Source organism: Kitasatospora sp. NPDC003701 (assembly GCF_053587085.1).
On sequence record NZ_JBSFNM010000088.1, the window covers coordinates 1 to 17,289 of the forward strand.

Here is a 17,289-nt window from a genome sequence, read left to right on the forward strand (position 1 = left end):
GCCAGCAGATCCGCCACCGTCGCCTCCGGCAACCCACGACCCGTCGCCGCCCACTCCCCCAGCACCAGACCACGCTCACGCACCGTCAGCACGTCGAGCGTGCGGACGGGACGGTCGGGGCGCTCCAGGATCTGCTCCAGCAGGGCGAGCAGCCGCTCGGCGTGCTCCTCGACGACGGAGCGCTCGAAGACGTCCGGGCGGTACTTCCACTCGAAGGTGAGGTGCTCGCCGGGGTTGGTGATGAAGATCAGCGGGAAGTGCGTCGCGTCGACGTCCGTCACCTGGCGCAGGCCGAGGCGCTCGCGCAGGCGGTCCCGCAGGCCCTCGTCGGCCGGGGTGTTGCGGAGCACCTGGAGGGTGTCGAACAGCCGGCCGAAGCCGGTGCCGCGCTGGATCTCGCCGAGGCCGGTCTGGTGGTGCGCCAGCAGGGCGCTCTGCTCGTCCTGGAGGCGGGTGAGGAAGGCGGCGACGCCCTCCTCGCCGTCCAGGCGGGCCCGGACCGGCACCGTGTTGAGGAACATGCCGATGGTGGCGTCGATGCCGGGCAGCTCGGCCGGGCGGCCGGAGACGGTGGCGCCGAACACCACGTCCTCGCGGGCCGTCAGGCCGGCCAGCAGCAGGCCCCAGGCACCGGAGAGCACGGTGTTGAGGGTCAGGCCGCGCTCCCGGCCGAAGGCGGCCAGCCGCTCGCCCAGCCCGGCGGGGGCGTCGACGACGACCTCCTCCGGCAGCAGCGCGGCCCGCTCGCGGGCCTGCGGGGCGAGCAGCGTCGGCTCGGCCAGGCCCTCCAGGGAGGAGCGCCAGGCGGCCCGGCCGGCCTCCTGGTCCTGGCCGGCCAGCCAGCGCAGGAAGTCCCGGTAGGGCAGGCCGGCGGCGGGCGGCCGCTCGCCGGCGCAGCGGGTCAGCACCTCCTGGAGGAAGAGGCCGGAGGACCAGCCGTCCCAGAGCAGCGCGTGGTTGGTGATCAGGATGCGCTGGCCGCCGTCGGGGGCGAGCACCGAGACCAGCCGCAGCAGCGGCGGCGCGGCGAGGTCGAAGCGGGTGAACGCCTCGCGCTCCTTGAGGCCCCGCAGCTCGGCCTCGAAGGCGTCCGCGCCGAGCGCCGACAGGTCGATCTCGGTGAGCGGCACGTCGACGGCGCGCGGCAGGAACTGCACCGGGCGCTCCAGGCCGTCCTGGAGGAAGCCGGCCCGCAGGTTGGGGTGGCTCTCCAGCACGGCGGCCACCGCGGCGCGCAGCACCTCCAGCGGGATCCGGGCGGTCAGCGAGAGCACGTCGCGGGAGGTGTAGACGTCCAGCGCCTGCTCGTCGTAGCCGGCCTCGAACAGCAGGCCCTCCTGGAGCGGGGAGACCGGCCAGACGTCCTCGATCTCCAGCTTCGGGACGGCGGCGCGCACCAGCGCCAGTTCGGCCTCGGCCACCGGCGGCAGCTCGGGCAGCTCGGGGGCGGCGCCGGCCGCCTCGCGGCGGTCGGCCAGCTCGGCCAGGGCGGCCGGGGTGCGGCGCTCGAACACGTCGCGCGGGCTGAGCGAGAGGCCCTCGGCGCGGGCGGCGCCGATCAGCCGGATCGAGGAGATGCTGTCGCCGCCGAGGCGGAAGAAGTCGTCCTCGACGCCGGCCTGCGGCAGGCCGAGGACCTCGGCGTACAGCTCGCAGAGCAGCTGCTCGGTCTCGGACTCGGCGTCCCGGCCGGCCGCCAGGCCGGTGTAGGCGAGCGCCTCGTCGGGCAGCGCGGCCCGGTCGAGCTTGCCGTTGACGGTCAGCGGCAGCGCCTCCAGCACCGCGAAGGCGGACGGCACCATGTACTCCGGGAGCCGGGCGGCGAGCGCGGCGTGCAGCGCCTCGGCGTCGATCGCGGCGTCCCGGGCGGGCACCACGTAGGCGACGATGCGGCGCACCGCGCCGGGGCGGACCAGCACGGCGGCCTGGGCGACGCCCGGCTGCTCGGCCAGCGCGGCCTCGATCTCGCCGAGCTCGATCCGGTAGCCGCGGATCTTCACCTGGTCGTCGGTGCGGCCGAGGTACTCGACCTCGCCGTCGGCCAGGCGGCGGACGAGGTCGCCGGTGCGGTACATGCGCTCACCCGCGGCGAACGGGTCGGCGACGAACCGGCCGGCGGTCAGGCCGGGCCGGTCCAGGTAGCCGCGGGCCAGCTGCGCGCCGGCCAGGTACAGCTCACCGGGCGCGCCGGCCGGGACGGGGCGCAGCAGGCCGTCCAGCACGTAGGCGCGGGTCCCGCGCAGCGGGCGGCCGATGACCGGGCCGGCGCTGTCCGCGAGGTCGGCGACCAGGGCGTCGACGGTGAACTCGGTCGGGCCGTAGTAGTTGACGGCGGTGACGCCGGCCTCGCCGCGCAGCCTGGTCCAGAGCGGCTCGGGCAGCGCCTCGCCGCCGAGCAGCAGCACGCCGGGGCGGTGTTCGCCGGCCAGCAGGCCGCTGTCGAGCAGCTGCTGGGCGTAGGAGGGGGTGACGTCGAGGGCGTCGACGCGGTGGGCGCGGGTGTAGCCGACCACGGCCTCGGCGTCCCGGCGGTCGTCCTCGCCGAGGACGTGCAGCTCGTGGCCGCCGATCAGCCAGATCAGCTGCTCCCACGAGGAGTCGAAGGAGAAGGAGGCGGTGTGCAGGGCGCGCAGCCGGGCCCGGCCGGTGGCGCGCAGCGCGTCGGCGAAGGTGGTGGCCAGGTGGTCGTGGATCAGGTTGCCGAGGCCGCGGTGCGGGATCACCACGCCCTTGGGGCGCCCGGTGGAGCCGGAGGTGTGGATGACGTACGCGGCCGCGTCGGGGTGGACGGGCCCGCCGCGCTCGGCGTCGGTGAGCGGGCCGGCGGGCAGTGCGGCGAGGTCGGCGGCGGTGCGCGGGTCGTCCAGGAGCAGGACGGCGGCGCCGGGCACCTCGGGCAGCCGGGCGGCGACCCGGCTGGTGGTCAGGACGACGGCGGGGCGGGCGTCGTCGAGGAGCAGGGCGAGCCGCTCGTCCGGGTGGTCGAGGTCGATCGGCAGGTAGGCGGCGCCGGCCCGCAGGACGGCGAGCAGCGCGGTGACGGACTCCGCGGAGCGGGGCAGGGCGAGGGCGGCGATGTCGTCGGCGCCCAGGCCGTGGGCGCGCAGCAGCCGGGCCAGGCGGTCGGCGGCGGCGTCCAGTTCGGCGAAGGAGAGCTGGACGGGGGCCGGGCCGCCGGTCAGGCCGGGGCCGACCAGCGCCCGGGCGTCCGGGGTGCGGGCGGCGCGGGCGGCGAAGAGGTCGGCGGCGGTGGCGTCCGGGACGGCGTGCCCGCCGCCGGAGACGGTGGCGGGCAGCGCGGCGCGCTCGGCGGCGTCGAGCAGGTCGAGGCGGGCGAGCGGGGTGTCCGGGTCGGCCGCGAAGGCGGCGAGCAGGCGCAGGAACCGGTCGGCGATCCGGCCGGCCTCGGCCTCGGTGAACAGCTCGGGGCGGTACTCCAGCTCCAGGCGCAGCCGCTCGCCGGGCAGCACGGTGAGGCCCAGCGGGTAGTGGGTGGCGTCGCGGGCGCCGAGCGCGGTGACGGCCAGGCCCTCGACGGTGCCCAGGCTCGCGCGGAGCGCGTCGCCGCCGCCCTGGTAGTTCTCGACCACGAGCAGGGTGTCGAACAGGGCGCCCTCGATGTCGGCGAGGCGCTGGACGGCGCCGAGGCCGAGGTGCTGGTGGGCGATCAGCTCGGCCTGCTCGCGCTGGACGGCCGCGGCGGCGCCGGCCAGGGTGGCGCCCGGGGCGAGCCGTACGCGCACCGGCACGGTGTTGATGAAGAGGCCGACCATGGTGTCGGCGCCGGGCAGGTCGTCCGGGCGGCCGGAGACGGTGGTGCCGAAGACCACGTCGGCGGTGCCGGTGAGCGAGCCGAGCAGGACGCCCCACAGGGTGTGGGCGAGGTTGCCGAGGGTCAGGCCCCGGCCGCGGGCGGCCTCGGCGACGGCGGCGGAGAGTTCGCGCTCGGCGTGCAGGGTGACCACGGCCGGTTCGACGGCGGTGGCGACGCCGGCGCCCGGCGCGACCGGGTGGGTCTGCTCGAAGCCGGCCAGCGCGGCGCCCCAGGCGGCCTCGGCGGCGGCGGTGTCGCGGGTGGCGAGCAGCGCCAGGTGGTCCTTGTAGGGGCGCACGGCGGGCAGCGCGGCGAGGTCGCCGGCCGAGCCGTAGAGCGCCAGCAGCTCGCGGACCAGGATCGGCATCGACCAGCCGTCGAGCAGCAGGTGGTGGCAGGTGATGACGAGCCGGGAGCGGTCCTCGCCCAGCCGCAGCAGGGCCAGGCGCAGCAGCGGCGGGGCGTCCAGCTCGAACCGGTGGTGCCAGTCCTCGTCCATCGCGGCCAGGACCGCGCCGTCCCGGTCCGGGCCGGCCAGGGCGGTCAGGTCGACCTCCCGCAGCGGGGTCTCCACCTCCCGCTGGACGAACTGGACGACGGCCTCCGGGTCCTCGTACCAGAACCCGGCCCGCAGGTTGGCGTGCCGCACGAGCAGCGCGTCGACGGCGGCGGCCAGCCGGGCGCCGTCCACAGGGCCGGCCAGGTCGAGGTGGGACTGCACGACGTAGACGTCGCGGGCCTCGTCGTCGTAGAGCGCGTGGAAGAGCAGCCCCTCCTGCAGGGAGGAGAGCGGGTAGACGTCCTCCAGGGCCGACGCGGCCGGGGCCTGGGCCTGCGCGTCGTCGATCGGTGCGGTGGAGTCGTTCATCACGGGGTTCTCGGTCCTGGGGGTGGGGTGGCGGTCGGTGGTGTCGGGGGCGGGTTCGCGGTTCATCGGCGGCGCCTGCGCAGCCGCGACTCCAGCTTGTCGATCTGGGTCTGCTTGAGCCGGACGAGGTCGAGGTCGGACGGGGTCACCCCGCCCGCGTCGCCGCCGGCGGCGTGCCGGGCGAGCGCGTCGAGCGCGGCGAACCAGGAGTCGGCCAGCGCCGCCACCTCGGCGTCGTCGAGCAGTGCGCCCGGCCAGCTCCACTCGACGGCCAGCTCCGGGCGGCCGTCGGGGCCGGCCTGGACGACCGCGTCGATCTCCAGCGGGTAGCCGGCCGCCATCAGCGGGTCGGGCCCGGCCGCGGCGGCCGCGGTGGTGCGCTCGTCCTGCGGGGCGAACGGCCAGCCGCCCTGCGGGCCGGCGCCGGTGTCGGTCCGTCCGCGGTAGTTGAACAGCACCTCGGAGCGGGGCACCGCGGCCAGCAGCGGCGCGGTCTGCGCGTTGAGGTGGCGCAGCAGGCCGAAGCCCAGGCCCCGGTCGGGGGCGGACCGAAGCTGCTCCTTGACCTGCTTGAGCACCTGCCCGGCGATCGTGCCGCCGGTCATCGCCTCGGCCGGGTCCAGCCCGGCGAGGTCGAGCCGGACGGGGTGCACGGTGGTGAACCAGCCGACGGTGCGGGCGAGGTCCGGGGTGAGCCCGGCCGACTCGCTGCCGCCCCGGCCGTGGCCCTCCAGGTCGATCCGGACGGCCGGTGCGGCGCCCGGGCGGGCCGCGGCCACCCCGAGGGCGAGGCCGGCCAGCAGCACGTCGTCGACGCCGGCGCCGAAGGACTGCGGGAGGACGGTCAGCAGCGGCTCGGTGCGGTCGGCGGGCAGGGTGCGGCGCAGCGTGCGCAGGGTGGCGACGGTGTCCCGGGCCGGGTCGGCGGTGAGGGTGGCGAGCGGGCCGGCCGGGCCGCCGAGGGCGTCCCGCCACTGCCGGGCCTCGGCGATCCGGCCACGCTCGTGGGCGTGCGCGAGCAGCTGCTCGGACCAGGCCCGCAGGCTGTGCGCCTCGGGTTCGAGGGCCGGGCGGCCGCCGGCCGCCAGGGCCTCGTAGGCGGTGCGCAGGCCGGGCAGCAGGGTCCGCCAGGAGACGCCGTCGACGGCGAGGTGGTGGACGGTCAGCAGCAGCCGGCCGTCGGTGTCCGGGCCGGCGTCGAACCAGACGGCGCGCAGCACCCGGCCGGTGCCGGGGTCGAGCGCGGCGGCGGCCGCGTCCGCCTCGCGGGTGAGCAGGGCGGTCAGGCCGGCGGGATCGGCGGCCCGGGTGTCGACCCGGCGCAGGGTCTGCGGGTCGGTCAGTGCCGGGGCCCGGTCGGCGGCCAGGATCTCCTGGGTCCAGAGGCCGTCGGTGCGGTCCAGCCGCAGCCGCAGCGCCGGGTGGCGGGCGGCGAGGGCCGCCAGCGCGTCCCGCAGCGGCTGCTCGCGCAGCCCGGCCGGGACGGTCAGCAGGACGTGCTGGTTGAACCGGTCGACCGGTCCGCCGCGCTCGCGCAGCCAGTGCACCACCGGCAGGGCGGGCAGTTCGCCGTCGGCCGGCGGCGCGGCGGCGGACGGGCCGCCGGGTGCGGGGGCGGCGGGCGTGCCCAGGCCCTTGGCGGCGGCGAGCGCGGCCGGGGTCGGGTACTGGAAGACGTCCTTGGCGGCGATCGGGAAGCCGGCCGCGCGGGCCCGGCTGACCAGCTGGATGGAGACGATGCTGTCGCCGCCGAGGGCGAAGAAGTTCTCCTCCTCGCCGACCTCGGGCAGGCCGAGGACCTCGGCGAAGACCCTGGCCAGCGCGCGGCCGGGGGTGTGCCCGGCGGTGACGGGGGCGGCCGCCGGGCGGCGGGCCGGGTCGGGCAGCGCCTTGCGGTCGAGCTTGCCGTTGACGCTCAGCGGCAGCGCGTCCAGCACGGTGACGGCGGCCGGGACCATGTGCTCGGGCAGCACCGCGGCGACGGCGGTGCGGACGGCGTCGCCGCCGACCGAGGCGCCCGGCTGCGGGACGACGTAGCCGAACAGCTGGCGGGCCCCGCCCTCGGTGACGGCGCGGGCGACGACCGCCGCCTGGGCCACGCCGGGCGCGGCGGCCAGGGCGGCCTCCACCTCGCCGAGCTCGATCCGGAAGCCGCGGATCTTGACCTGGTCGTCGGTGCGGCCGAGGTACTCCACCTCGCCGTCGACCAGGCGGCGGACGAGGTCGCCGGTGCGGTACATGCGCGCGCCCGCGGCGAACGGGTCGGCGACGAACCGGCCGGCGGTCAGGCCGGGGCGGCCGAGGTAGCCGCGGGCCAGCTGGACGCCGGCCAGGTACAGCTCACCGGGCACGCCGACCGGGACCGGCCGCAGCCGGGCGTCCAGCACGTACAGGCGGGTGTTCCAGACGGGGCGTCCGATCGGGACGACGCCGGACCCGGCCCAGGCCCGGTGGTAGGTGACGTCCACGGCGGCCTCGGTGGGCCCGTACAGGTTGTGCAGCTCGATCTGCGGCCAGAGCGCGGCGAAGCGCTCGACCGCGGCGGGCGGCAGGGCCTCGCCGGAGCAGAACACCCGGCGCACGCCGGCGAAGCGGTCCCGCACGGTGCGGTCGGCCTCGGCCACCGCGGTGAAGGCGGTGAGCATGGACGGCACGAAGTGCGCGCTGGAGATGCCCGCGCCGGCGGCGAGCGCGGCCAGGTACTCGGGCTCCCGGTGGCCGCCGGGCTTGGCGAGCACCGCGCGGGCGCCGCTGACCAGCGGCAGGAAGAACTCCCAGACCGAGACGTCGAAGCTGGCCGGGGTCTTCTGCAGGACGCGGTCCTGCGGGGTGATGCTGTAGACCTCGCGCATCCAGTCGAGCCGGTTGACGATCGCCCGGTGGGGGACGACGACGCCCTTGGGGCGGCCGGTCGAGCCGGAGGTGAAGATCACGTAGGCGGGGTGGTCGGGCTCCGGGGCGACCGGCTCGGCCTGCGGCCCGTCGGCGTCCACGGCGAGCACCGGCACGCCGGGGACGGCGGGCAGCCCCTCGGCCGCGCCGGGCACGGTGAGCACGCACACCGGGGCGGCGTCCTCGACCATCGCGGCCAGCCGGTCGGCCGGGTACTCGGTGTCCAGCGGCAGGTAGGCGGCGCCGGACTTGAGCACCGCGAGCAGGGCGACCATCAGCTCCACCGAGCGGGGCACGGCGACCGCGACGATCCGGTCCGGGCCGGCGCCGCGGGCGGCGAGGACGCGGGCGAGCCGGGAGGCGCGCTCGTCGAGGCCGCGGTAGGTGAGTTCCGCCCCCTCGAAGGCCACCGCGACCGCGTCGGGCGTGGCGGCGACCCGTTCGGCGATCCGGGTCACCAGCGTGCCCGGCGCCACCTCGCGGTCGGTGGCGTTCCACTCCCCCGCGAGCCCGCGCCGCTCCTGGGCACCGGTCAGCTCGACCCGGGCGGCCGGGCGCTCCGGCGCGGCCAGCGCCTGCTCCAGCACCCGCAGCAGGCGGGCGCCGAACAGCCGGCCGGTGGAGCGGTGGAAGAGGTCGCCCGCGTAGATGACGGTGAGGTCGGTGTGGTCGCCGTCGGCGGACTCCACGAAGGTGAAGGCCAGGTCGAAGCGGGCCGCGTGCACCGGGTCGGGCAGCAGCGCGGTGCGGGCGCCCAGCAGGTCGTCGAGGCCGCTGGCCTCCTTGCGGTGCTGCACCATCACCTGGAACAGCGGGTGGCGGCCCAGCGAGCGCTCCGGGTTGACGATCTCGACCAGCCGGTCGAACGGCAGGTCCTGGTGGGCGAGCGCGCCCAGCACGGTCTCCCGGGCGCGGGCCACCAGGTCGTCGAAGGTCGGTTCGCCGGACAGGTCGTGGCGCAGCACCAGGGTGTTGACGAAGAAGCCGACGACCGGCTCCAGCACCTCGTCGGCGCGCCCGGCGACCGGGGTGCCGAGCGCCACGTCGGTGGTGCCGGCCAGCCCGCCGAGCAGCAGCGCGGCGGCCGCCTGGGTGACCATGAACGGCGTCGCGCCGGTGCGCCGGGCGTAGTCGCGCAGCGCCTGGTGCAGGGTGTCGGGCAGTCGCAGCCGTACCGCGCCGCCCCGGCCGGTGGCCTCGGCGGGCCTCGGCCGGTCGGTCGGCAGGGCGAGTTCGGCCGGCAGCCCGGCCAGCCGCTCGGTCCAGTAGCGGGACTGGGCGGCGGCGCTGCCGTCCGGGTCGGCGAGCAGGTCGGCCTGCCAGAGCGCGTGGTCCGCGTACTGGAGCGGCAGCGGCTCGAAGACCGGCGCCGTACCGGCCAGGCGGGCGGTGTAGGCGTGGTCGAGGTCGCGCAGCAGCACCCCCTCGGACCACTCGTCGCCCGCGATGTGGTGCAGCGCCACGCTCAGCACCGAGCGCGCGGGCCCCGCGGTGAGCAGGGTGGCGCGGACCGGGATCTCCTCGGCCAGCTCGAAGGCGTACGCGCCGGCGGCGGCGACCGCCTCGTCGAGCCGGCCCGCGGCGACCTGCTCCGTGGTGAAGGGCACCCCGGCCTGCTCGGGCGTCAGGATGCGCTGGTGGGGCCGGCCGTCCCGGTCGGGGAAGACGGTCCGCAGCGCCTCGTGCCGGGCCAGCACGTCGGCGAAGGCCGCCCGCAGGGCGTCGGCGTCGACGGCGCCGTCGATCCGCAGCGCGCACGGGATGGTGTACGCGGTGCTGGGACCCTCCAGCCGGTACAGGAACCAGAGCCGGGCCTGGGCGGCGGAGAGCGGCAGCGGCTCGGGGCGGGGCCGCGCCACCGGGGCGGGGCGGCCGGTGGCGGCGGTGGCCAGGCGGGCGGCGAGGGCCGCGGCGGTGCGGCTCTCGAAGAGGTCCCGCACGGCGACCTCGACCCGCAGGGCGGCGCGCAGCCGGCCGACCACCCGGGTGGCGAGCAGCGAGTGCCCGCCGAGGTCGAAGAAGTCGTCCTCGACACCGGCCTGCGGCAGGCCGAGCACCTCGGCGAAGACGCCGCAGACGACGGCCTCGCGCTCGTCGCGCGGGGCGCGGCCGGCGGGCGCCGCGAAGGCGCTCGCCTCCGGCTCGGGCAGGGCCTGTCGGTCCAGCTTGCCGTTGACGTTCAGCGGCAGCACCGGCAGCGGCACGATCGCGGCCGGGACCATGTACTCGGGCAGCGACCCGGCCAGCGTGCGGCGCAGCGCGGCCGGGTCGGCCTCGGTGCCGGGGGCCGGGACGACGTAGCCGATCAGGCGCTTGACGCCGGTGGCGGTGGAGCGGGCCAGCACGGCGGCCTGGGCCACCTCCGGCAGGGCCGCGAGCGCGGCCTCGACCTCGCCGGGCTCGATCCGGAAGCCGCGGATCTTCACCTGGTCGTCGTCGCGGCCCAGGTAGTCGAGCGTGCCGTCGGCGCGCCAACGGACCACGTCGCCGGTGCGGTACATGCGCTCGCCGTCGCCGAACGGGCAGGCGACGAACCGGCCGGCGGTCAGGCCCGGGCGGTTGCCGTAGCCGCGCGCCAGCCCCTCCCCCGCGATGTACAGCTCGCCGGGCACGCCGGCCGGGACGGGCCGCAGCCGGGCGTCGAGCACATAGACCCGGGTGTTGCCGATCGGCCGGCCGACGAACGGGGTGGGGCTGTCGTCCAGCGCCGCGCCGAGGGTGTCGACGGTGTACTCGGTCGGGCCGTAGAAGTTGTGGCCGAGCACGCCCTCGGTGTCGCGGATGCGGCTCCACAGGGCGTCGCCGACGGCCTCGCCGCCGACCAGGAAGAGCAGCGGGCGGTGCTCGGCGGAGTCGAGCAGGCCCCATTCGACCAGCTGCTGGCCGAACGACGGGGTCACGTCCAGGGTGTCGATCCGGTCGGCGAGCAGCCGGGCGACCAGGGCCTGCGGGTCGCGGCGCAGGTCCTCGCCGTAGACGTGCAGCTCGTGGCCGCCGATCAGCCAGAGCAGCTGCTCCCAGGAGGAGTCGAAGGAGAACGACGCGGTGTGCGCGGCCCGCAGCCGGCGCCCGCCGGCGGCCTCGACCGCCCGGGCGAAGACCGTTCCGCCGTGGTGCTCCAGCATGTTGGCCAGGCCCCGGTGCGGCACCTGGACGCCCTTGGGGCGGCCGGTGGAGCCGGAGGTGTGGATGACGTAGGCCAGGTCGTCGGGGTCGGGGCGGACGGGGTCGGCGTCCAGCGCGCCGAGCCGGTCGGTGGTCAGGGTGCCCAGGCCGTACCCGGCGAGGGCCGGGCGGGTGCGGGCGACCTCCTCGGTGGTGAGGGTGACCAGCGGTTCGGCGTCGGCGAGCATCAGGGCGATCCGCTCGTCCGGGTGGTCGAGGTCGACCGGCAGGTAGGCGGCGCCCGACTTCAGCACCCCGAGCAGGGCCGCCACGAGCTCGGCCGAGCGGGGCAGGGCCAGCGCGACCACGTGTCCCGGGCGGGCGCCGAGCGCGGCGAGGTGGCGGGCGGTCAGCTCGACCCGCGCGGCCAGCTCGGCGTAGCTGAGGCGCTGCCCGCCGAAGACCACGGCGGTGTCGTCGGGGGTGGCGGCGGCGCGGGCCTCGAAGGCGTCGACGACGGTACCGGCGGGGACGTCCCGGCCGGTGGCGTTCCAGCCGTGCAGCAGCGTGGCGCGCTCCTGCTCGTCGAGGACGTCCAGCTCGCCGACGGGCGTCCCCGGGCTGGTGGCGACGGCCTCCAGCAGCCGCAGCAGGCGGGCGCCGACGGTGGCGGCCTGCTCGGCGGTGAACACGTCGGCGCGGTACTCGACGGTGAGCTGCGGCGCCTCGCCGGGGAGGGTGAGCACGGTCAGCGGGTAGTGGGTGGCGCCCCGGTTGCCGATCCCGGCGACCCGCAGGCCGCGCGCGGTCAGCCGGTCGGGGTCGACCGGGTAGTTCTCGAAGACCAGCAGGGTGTCGAACAGGGTGCCGTGCCCGGCGAGCGCCTGGATGTCGGCGAGGCCGAGGTACTGGTGGTCGAGCAGGGCGGACTGCTGGGCCTGGAGGCGGATCAGCGCCTCGACGGCGGGCTCGTCCTCCTCGGGGCGGAAGCGGACCGGCACGGTGTTGCTGAACAGGCCCACCATGGACTCCACGCCGGGCAGGTCCCCGGGGCGGCCGGAGACCGTGGCGCCGAAGACCACGTCGGGGCGGCCGGTGAGGCGGCCGAGCAGGATCGCCCAGGCGCCCTGGACCAGGGTGTTGAGGGTCAGTCCGTGCGCGCGGGCGGTGCCGGTGAGCGCCGCCGCGAGGGCGGCCGGCAGCGGCAGGTGGATCTCGGCGCCGGCCGCGGCCGGGCCGGTGGCCGGGCGGCCCAGGGTGTCGGCCAGCAGGGTGGGCGCCTCCAGGCCCGCCAGCGCGGTGCGCCAGGCGCGGGCGTCGGCTCCGGCGTCCCGGCCGGCCAGCCAGCCGAGGTGGTCGGCGTAGGGGGTGGTGGCGGGCAGCGCGGCGCCGTCGCCGCCGTCGCCGTAGGCGGTGACCAGCTCGCGCAGCAGGACCGGGGTGGACCAGCCGTCCATGACGATGTGGTGGCGGGTCAGCACCAGGCGGTGGTGGTCCGCGCCGAGGGTGACGAGGGCGCAGCGCACCAGCGGCGGCCGGGCCAGGTCGAACCGGCGGGCGGCCTCCTCGTCCTCGATCCGGGCGATCCCGGCGGCCTGCCGGTCGGCGGGCAGGGCGGTGAGGTCGTGCTCGGTCCAGGGCACCGTGACGGTGCCGGCCACCAGTTGGAGCGGCTGCTCGCCCAGCGCGGTGAAGCCGGAGCGCAGCGCGGAGTGCCGGTTGACGACGGCGTCCACCGCCCGGCGCAGGGCCGGCAGGTCGAGCGGGCCGCGCAGGTCGAGCGAGGTGAGCGAGGTGTAGAGGTCGTCGGTGCCCTGGCCGCTGCCCTCCTCGCCCTGGCCGGTGCCCTCCTCGCGCTGGTAGAGCGCGTGGAAGAGCAGGCCCTCCTGGAGCGGGGAGAGCGGCAGGACGTCGACGGTGCCGGGGTGCTCGGCGCCGATCCGGTCCAGCAGCGGCTGGGTGACGGCGGCCAGCGGGACGTCGGTGGGGGTGAGCCCGCCGGCGTCCGGGCGCTCCGCGTACGCGGCGAGGGCGTCCAGCGCGGCGAACCAGCGCTCGGCGATGTCGCGGACGGCCTCCTCGGTGAGCACGCCGTGCGGCCAGGAGAGGGTGACGGCGAGTTCGGCGCCGTCGGGGCCGTCGTGGACGAACGCGCCGACCTCCAGGGCGTGGGCGGCGGGCAGCCCGGGGTCGGCCCCGGCGGCGACGGCGTCGCCGGCCGCGCGGGCGGGCGTCCAGTCGGCGCCGTCCGCGGTGAAGCGGCCGAGGTAGTTGAAGAGCAGCTGGGGCTGGTCGGCGTCGGCCAGGGCGGGGCCGGAGACCGGGTCCAGGTACCGGAGCAGGCCGTAGCCGGCGCCGGCGTGCGGCAGGGCGCGCAGCTGCTCCTTGACCAGGGCCAGGGCGCGCCCGGCGGCGGCGCCGCCCGACAGCGCGTCGTCGAGGTCCAGGCCGGCCAGGTCGAGCCGGGCGGGGTACTCGGTGGTCAGCCAGCCCACGGTGCGGCCGGTGTCGGCGCCCGGGACGAGCCCGTCCTCGCGGCCGTGGCCCTCCAGCCGCAGCAGCAGGTCGGCGCGGGCGCCGGCGCCGTGCCGGTCGCGGCGGCGGCCGAGCAGGGCCAGGGCGAGGCCGGCGAGCAGGGTGTGGTCCACGCCGGCCCGGTGGGTGGCGGGCACCGCGGTGAGCAGCGGGGCGGTGCGGTCGGCGGGCAGGGTGAGGCGCAGCCGGCGGGTGGTGGCGGCGGTGTCGCGGGCCCGGTCCAGCGGGCGGTCGCCGAGCAGCGGGCCGGCTCCGTCGGCCAGGACGGCCTGCCAGCGCGGCAGTTCGGCGCGGACCGGGTCGCCGGTGGCCGCCTCGGCGAGGCCGAGGGCCCAGCCGCGCGGCGAGGTGGCGACCGGGTCGAGCGTGCGGCCCTCGTAGGCGGCGTGGAGGTCCGGGAGCAGGATGCGCCAGGAGACGCCGTCCACGGCCAGGTGGTGGGCGGCGAGGGCGAGCAGGCCGGGGGCGTCCGGGCCGGCGTCCAGGTGGACGGCCTGGAGGACGACGCCCTGCTCGGGGTCGAGCCGGTCGACGGCGGCGGCCCGCTCGGTCGCGGCGGCGGTGTGCAGCTCACCCGCGGCGACGGTGACGTGGCGCAGCCGGTCGGCGGCGGGGGCGCTGCCGGTGGGCCGGATCTCCTGGGTCCAGGCGCCGTCCGCGCCGACGTGCAGGCGCAGCCGCAGGGCGTCGTGGTGGTCGGTCAGGGTGTCCAGGGCGGCGGCGAGGCGGGCGTGGTCGAGGCCGGCCGGGACGGTGATCACGGTGTGCTGGCTGAACCGGGTGACCGGGCCGCCGCGCCCGTGCAGCCAGGCGCTGATCGCGGTGGCGGGCAGCGGGCCGGTGCTCTCGACGCCGGACGGGCGGGCCGCCGGTGCGGTCTGCTCGGCGACGGCGGCGATCCGGGCCACGGTGCGCCGTTCGAAGACGACCCGGGGGGTGAGGGCGAGGCCGGCCCGGCGGGCGCGGCTGCCGAGCTGGATGGCGGAGATGCTGTCGCCGCCGAGGGAGAAGAAGTTGTCGTCGACGCCGACCGTGTCCAGGCCGAGGACCTCGGCGACGAGGTCGGCGAGGATCCGCTCGGTCTCGGTGCGCGGGGCGCGCGCGGCGCCGTCGGCGGCCTGCCGGGGGGCGGGCAGCGCCTTGCGGTCGAGCTTGCCGTTGAGGCTCAGCGGGAGGGCGTCGAGGCCGATCAGGACGGCCGGGACCATGTGCTCGGGCAGGGCGGCGGCGAGGGCGGTGCGCAGCGCCTCCGGGTCGGCGGGCGCGGGGGCGACGTAGCCGACGAGCTGGCGGGCGCCGCCGGGGGTGAGCTCGCGGGCGGTGACGGCGGCCTGGGCGACCTCGGGGAGGGCCTCCAGGGCGGCCTCGATCTCGCCGAGTTCGATCCGGAAGCCGCGGACCTTGACCTGGTCGTCGGTGCGCCCGAGGTACTCCACGGTGCCGTCGGGGGCCCAGCGGACGAGGTCGCCGGTGCGGTAGAGCCGCTCGCCGTCGCCGAACGGGGAGGCGACGAACCGCTCGGCGGTCAGGCCGGGGCGGCCCAGGTAGCCGCGGGCCAGCTGGACGCCGGCCAGGTAGAGCTCGCCGGGCGCGCCGACCGGGGCGGGGCGCAGCCGGGCGTCCAGCACGTACAGGCGGGTGTTCCAGACGGGGCGTCCGATCGGGACGACGCCGGCGCCGGGCTCGGTGCGGTGGTGGGTGACGTCGACGGCGGCCTCGGTGGGCCCGTAGAGGTTGTGCAGCGGGACGTCGGGCAGCGCGGCGTACCAGCGTTCGACGACGTCGCCGGGCAGCGCCTCGCCGGAGCAGAACGCGCGGCGCAGGCCGCCGCAGCCCGCGGCGGCGGTCGGCTCCTCCAGGAAGGCGCGGAGCATGGACGGCACGAAGTGCAGGGTGGTGACGCCCGATCCGGCGATCAGGTCGGCGAGGTAGGCCGGGTCCTTGTGGCCCTCGGGGCGGGCCAGCACGACGGCGGCGCCCTCGCAGAGCGCCCAGAAGAACTCCCAGACGGAGACGTCGAAGCTGGCCGGGGTCTTCTGCAGGACGCGGTCCTCGGGGGTGAGGCGGTAGGCGTGCTGCATCCAGGCGAGGCGGTTGACGATGGCGCGGTGCGGGACGACGACGCCCTTGGGGCGGCCGGTGGAGCCGGAGGTGTAGATGACGTAGGCGGCGGAGTCCGGGTCGACGGCCGGCAGTGCGGTCGTGGTGGCGCCGGCCGGGGCGTGCCCGGGGCCGATCAGGACGGCGGCGGCGCGCGCGGCCTCCGGCAGCCGGTCGAGCAGGCCGGGCACGGTGACGACGCGGACCGGGCGGGCGTCCTCGATCATGTAGGCGAGCCGGTCGGCCGGGTAGTCGGCGTCCAGCGGCAGGTAGGCGGCGCCGGTCTTGAGGACGCCGAGCAGGGCGACCATCAGGTCGGCGGAGCGCGGGACGGCGACGGCGACCACGGTGTCCGGGCCGGCTCCGGCCGCGGCCAGGGAGCGGGCGAGGGCGTCGGAGCGCTCGGCGAGCGCCCGGTAGGTGAGCGTCTCGCCCTCGAAGACGACGGCGGGGGCCTGCGGCGTGGCGGCGGCCTGTTCGGCGATCCGGCTGACCAGGGTGCCCTCGCGGACCTCCCGGGCGGTGGCGTTCCAGTCGTGCAGCACGGCGGCGCGCTCGGCGTCGGCGAGCAGCGGCTGCTCGCCGAGCGGCCGGTCCGGCTCGGCGGCGAACCGGGCGAGCAGGGCGGCGCAGCGCCGGGCGTGCAGGTCCAGCGCGGCCTGGGTGTAGAGCTCCGGGTTGGCCCCGAACTCCAGCACCAGCCGGTCGTCCGGGGTCTTGGTGACGGACAGCGAGAGGTCGTCGACCGGGCCGGAGGCCAGGGTGACGGTCCGTCCGGGGCTGCCCGCGAAGTCGAGGTCGAGGTCGAAGGGCTTGATGTTGAGCAGCGGGCCGTGGAGCCGGTGGTCGGTGCCGACGAGGCCGAGGTCGCGGCGGATCTCCTCGCCCCGGTGGCGCTGGTGGCGGCGGGTGGCGGTGAGCTCGGCGGCGGACCGGCGCATCAGGTCGGTGTGGCTGTCGGTGCCGGCGACGGGTATCCGGACGGGCAGGATGTTGACGGCCATGCCGGGCACGCGCAGGGTGCCGGGGGCGGTGCGGGCCATGAAGTGCATGCCGAGCACGACGTCCGGCGTCCCGGTCATCAGGTGCAGGTAGCCCGCGAGGGCGGAGACGGCCGCCTCGGCCCAGGTCGAGCGGGCCGCGCGGGCGGAGGCGAGCACGGCGGCCGAGTCCTCGGCGGTCAGCTCGACGCGGTGGTGCAGGGCCGCCGGTGCGGCCTGGGCGGTCGCCTCGGTGAGGCCGACGACGGCGGGGCGGTCCGCGAAGCGGCTGTTCCAGTAGTCCCGGCCCTCGGCGGCGGCCGGGGAGGCGAGGTACTCGCGCTCGGCCTCCACCAGGACGGCGAGCGGGCGGAACGGGCTGTCGGGCACGGCCGTCCCGGGGGTCTTCGCGGCCCCGGCGAGGGCGGTGTAGACCTCGGCGACCCGGCGGGTGAAGAGCGCGACGCTGTACCCGTCGATCACCAGGTGGTGGAACCACTGGAACCAGAGGTGGCGGTCCGCGCCGACGCGGACCAGCAGGGCTCCGTGCAGCGGACCGGCCTCGGGGCCCTCCAGCGGGGTCGGCGCGGCGAGCTGGGCCCGGACGAGCGCGGTGGCGGCGGCCACCGGGTCCGCGGCGGCGCCGGTGTCGAGCCGCGGCAGCTGCCAGGCCTCGGCGTCGAAGGCGGTGGGGAGCTGGACCGTGCGGCCCTCGTGCTCGGCGAGCCGGACGTGCAGGCCGTCGGCCTCGGCGAGGGTGCGGCGCAGGGCCTGCTCCAGCAGCGCGGGCTCGAACGGCCCGGTGATCTCGACGTACTGGCCGACGTTGTAGGCCGGGTTGTCCGGGTCGATCCGCTGCGCGGCGAGTACCCCTGCCTGTGCCGCCGTCAGCTCCTGGAGGACTGCGGCCGGCTCGACCTGCGTGGTGTTGGTGCCCGCCTGAGGCATGGTCGGCCCTTCCCGGTTCGGTGCGGCCCCGCCGACGATGCCAGCCC

General features: G+C 77.4%; 2 protein-coding genes. Both read right to left on the minus strand.

The genetic code is table 11. From position 1 onward, the window contains the following. Window positions 1-4,748: amino acid adenylation domain-containing protein (locus tag ACWDRR_RS41040; RefSeq protein WP_449777417.1), on the minus strand; the 4,748-nt coding region annotated here is incomplete at its 3' end. Beyond that, a complete protein-coding gene (locus tag ACWDRR_RS41045; protein WP_449777418.1) occupies window positions 4,745-17,242 on the minus strand; it encodes an amino acid adenylation domain-containing protein in 12,498 nt (4,165 codons plus the stop codon). The genes ACWDRR_RS41045 and ACWDRR_RS41040, both read right to left, overlap by 4 nt. Window positions 17,243-17,289: the final 47 nt, after the last annotated feature.

Bases quoted from the DNA above. Each gene is read 5' to 3' on its own strand.
- ACWDRR_RS41045 (WP_449777418.1), bottom strand. From the start codon at position 17,242: ATGCCTCAGGCGGGCACCAACACCACGCAGGTCGAGCCGGCCGCAGTC.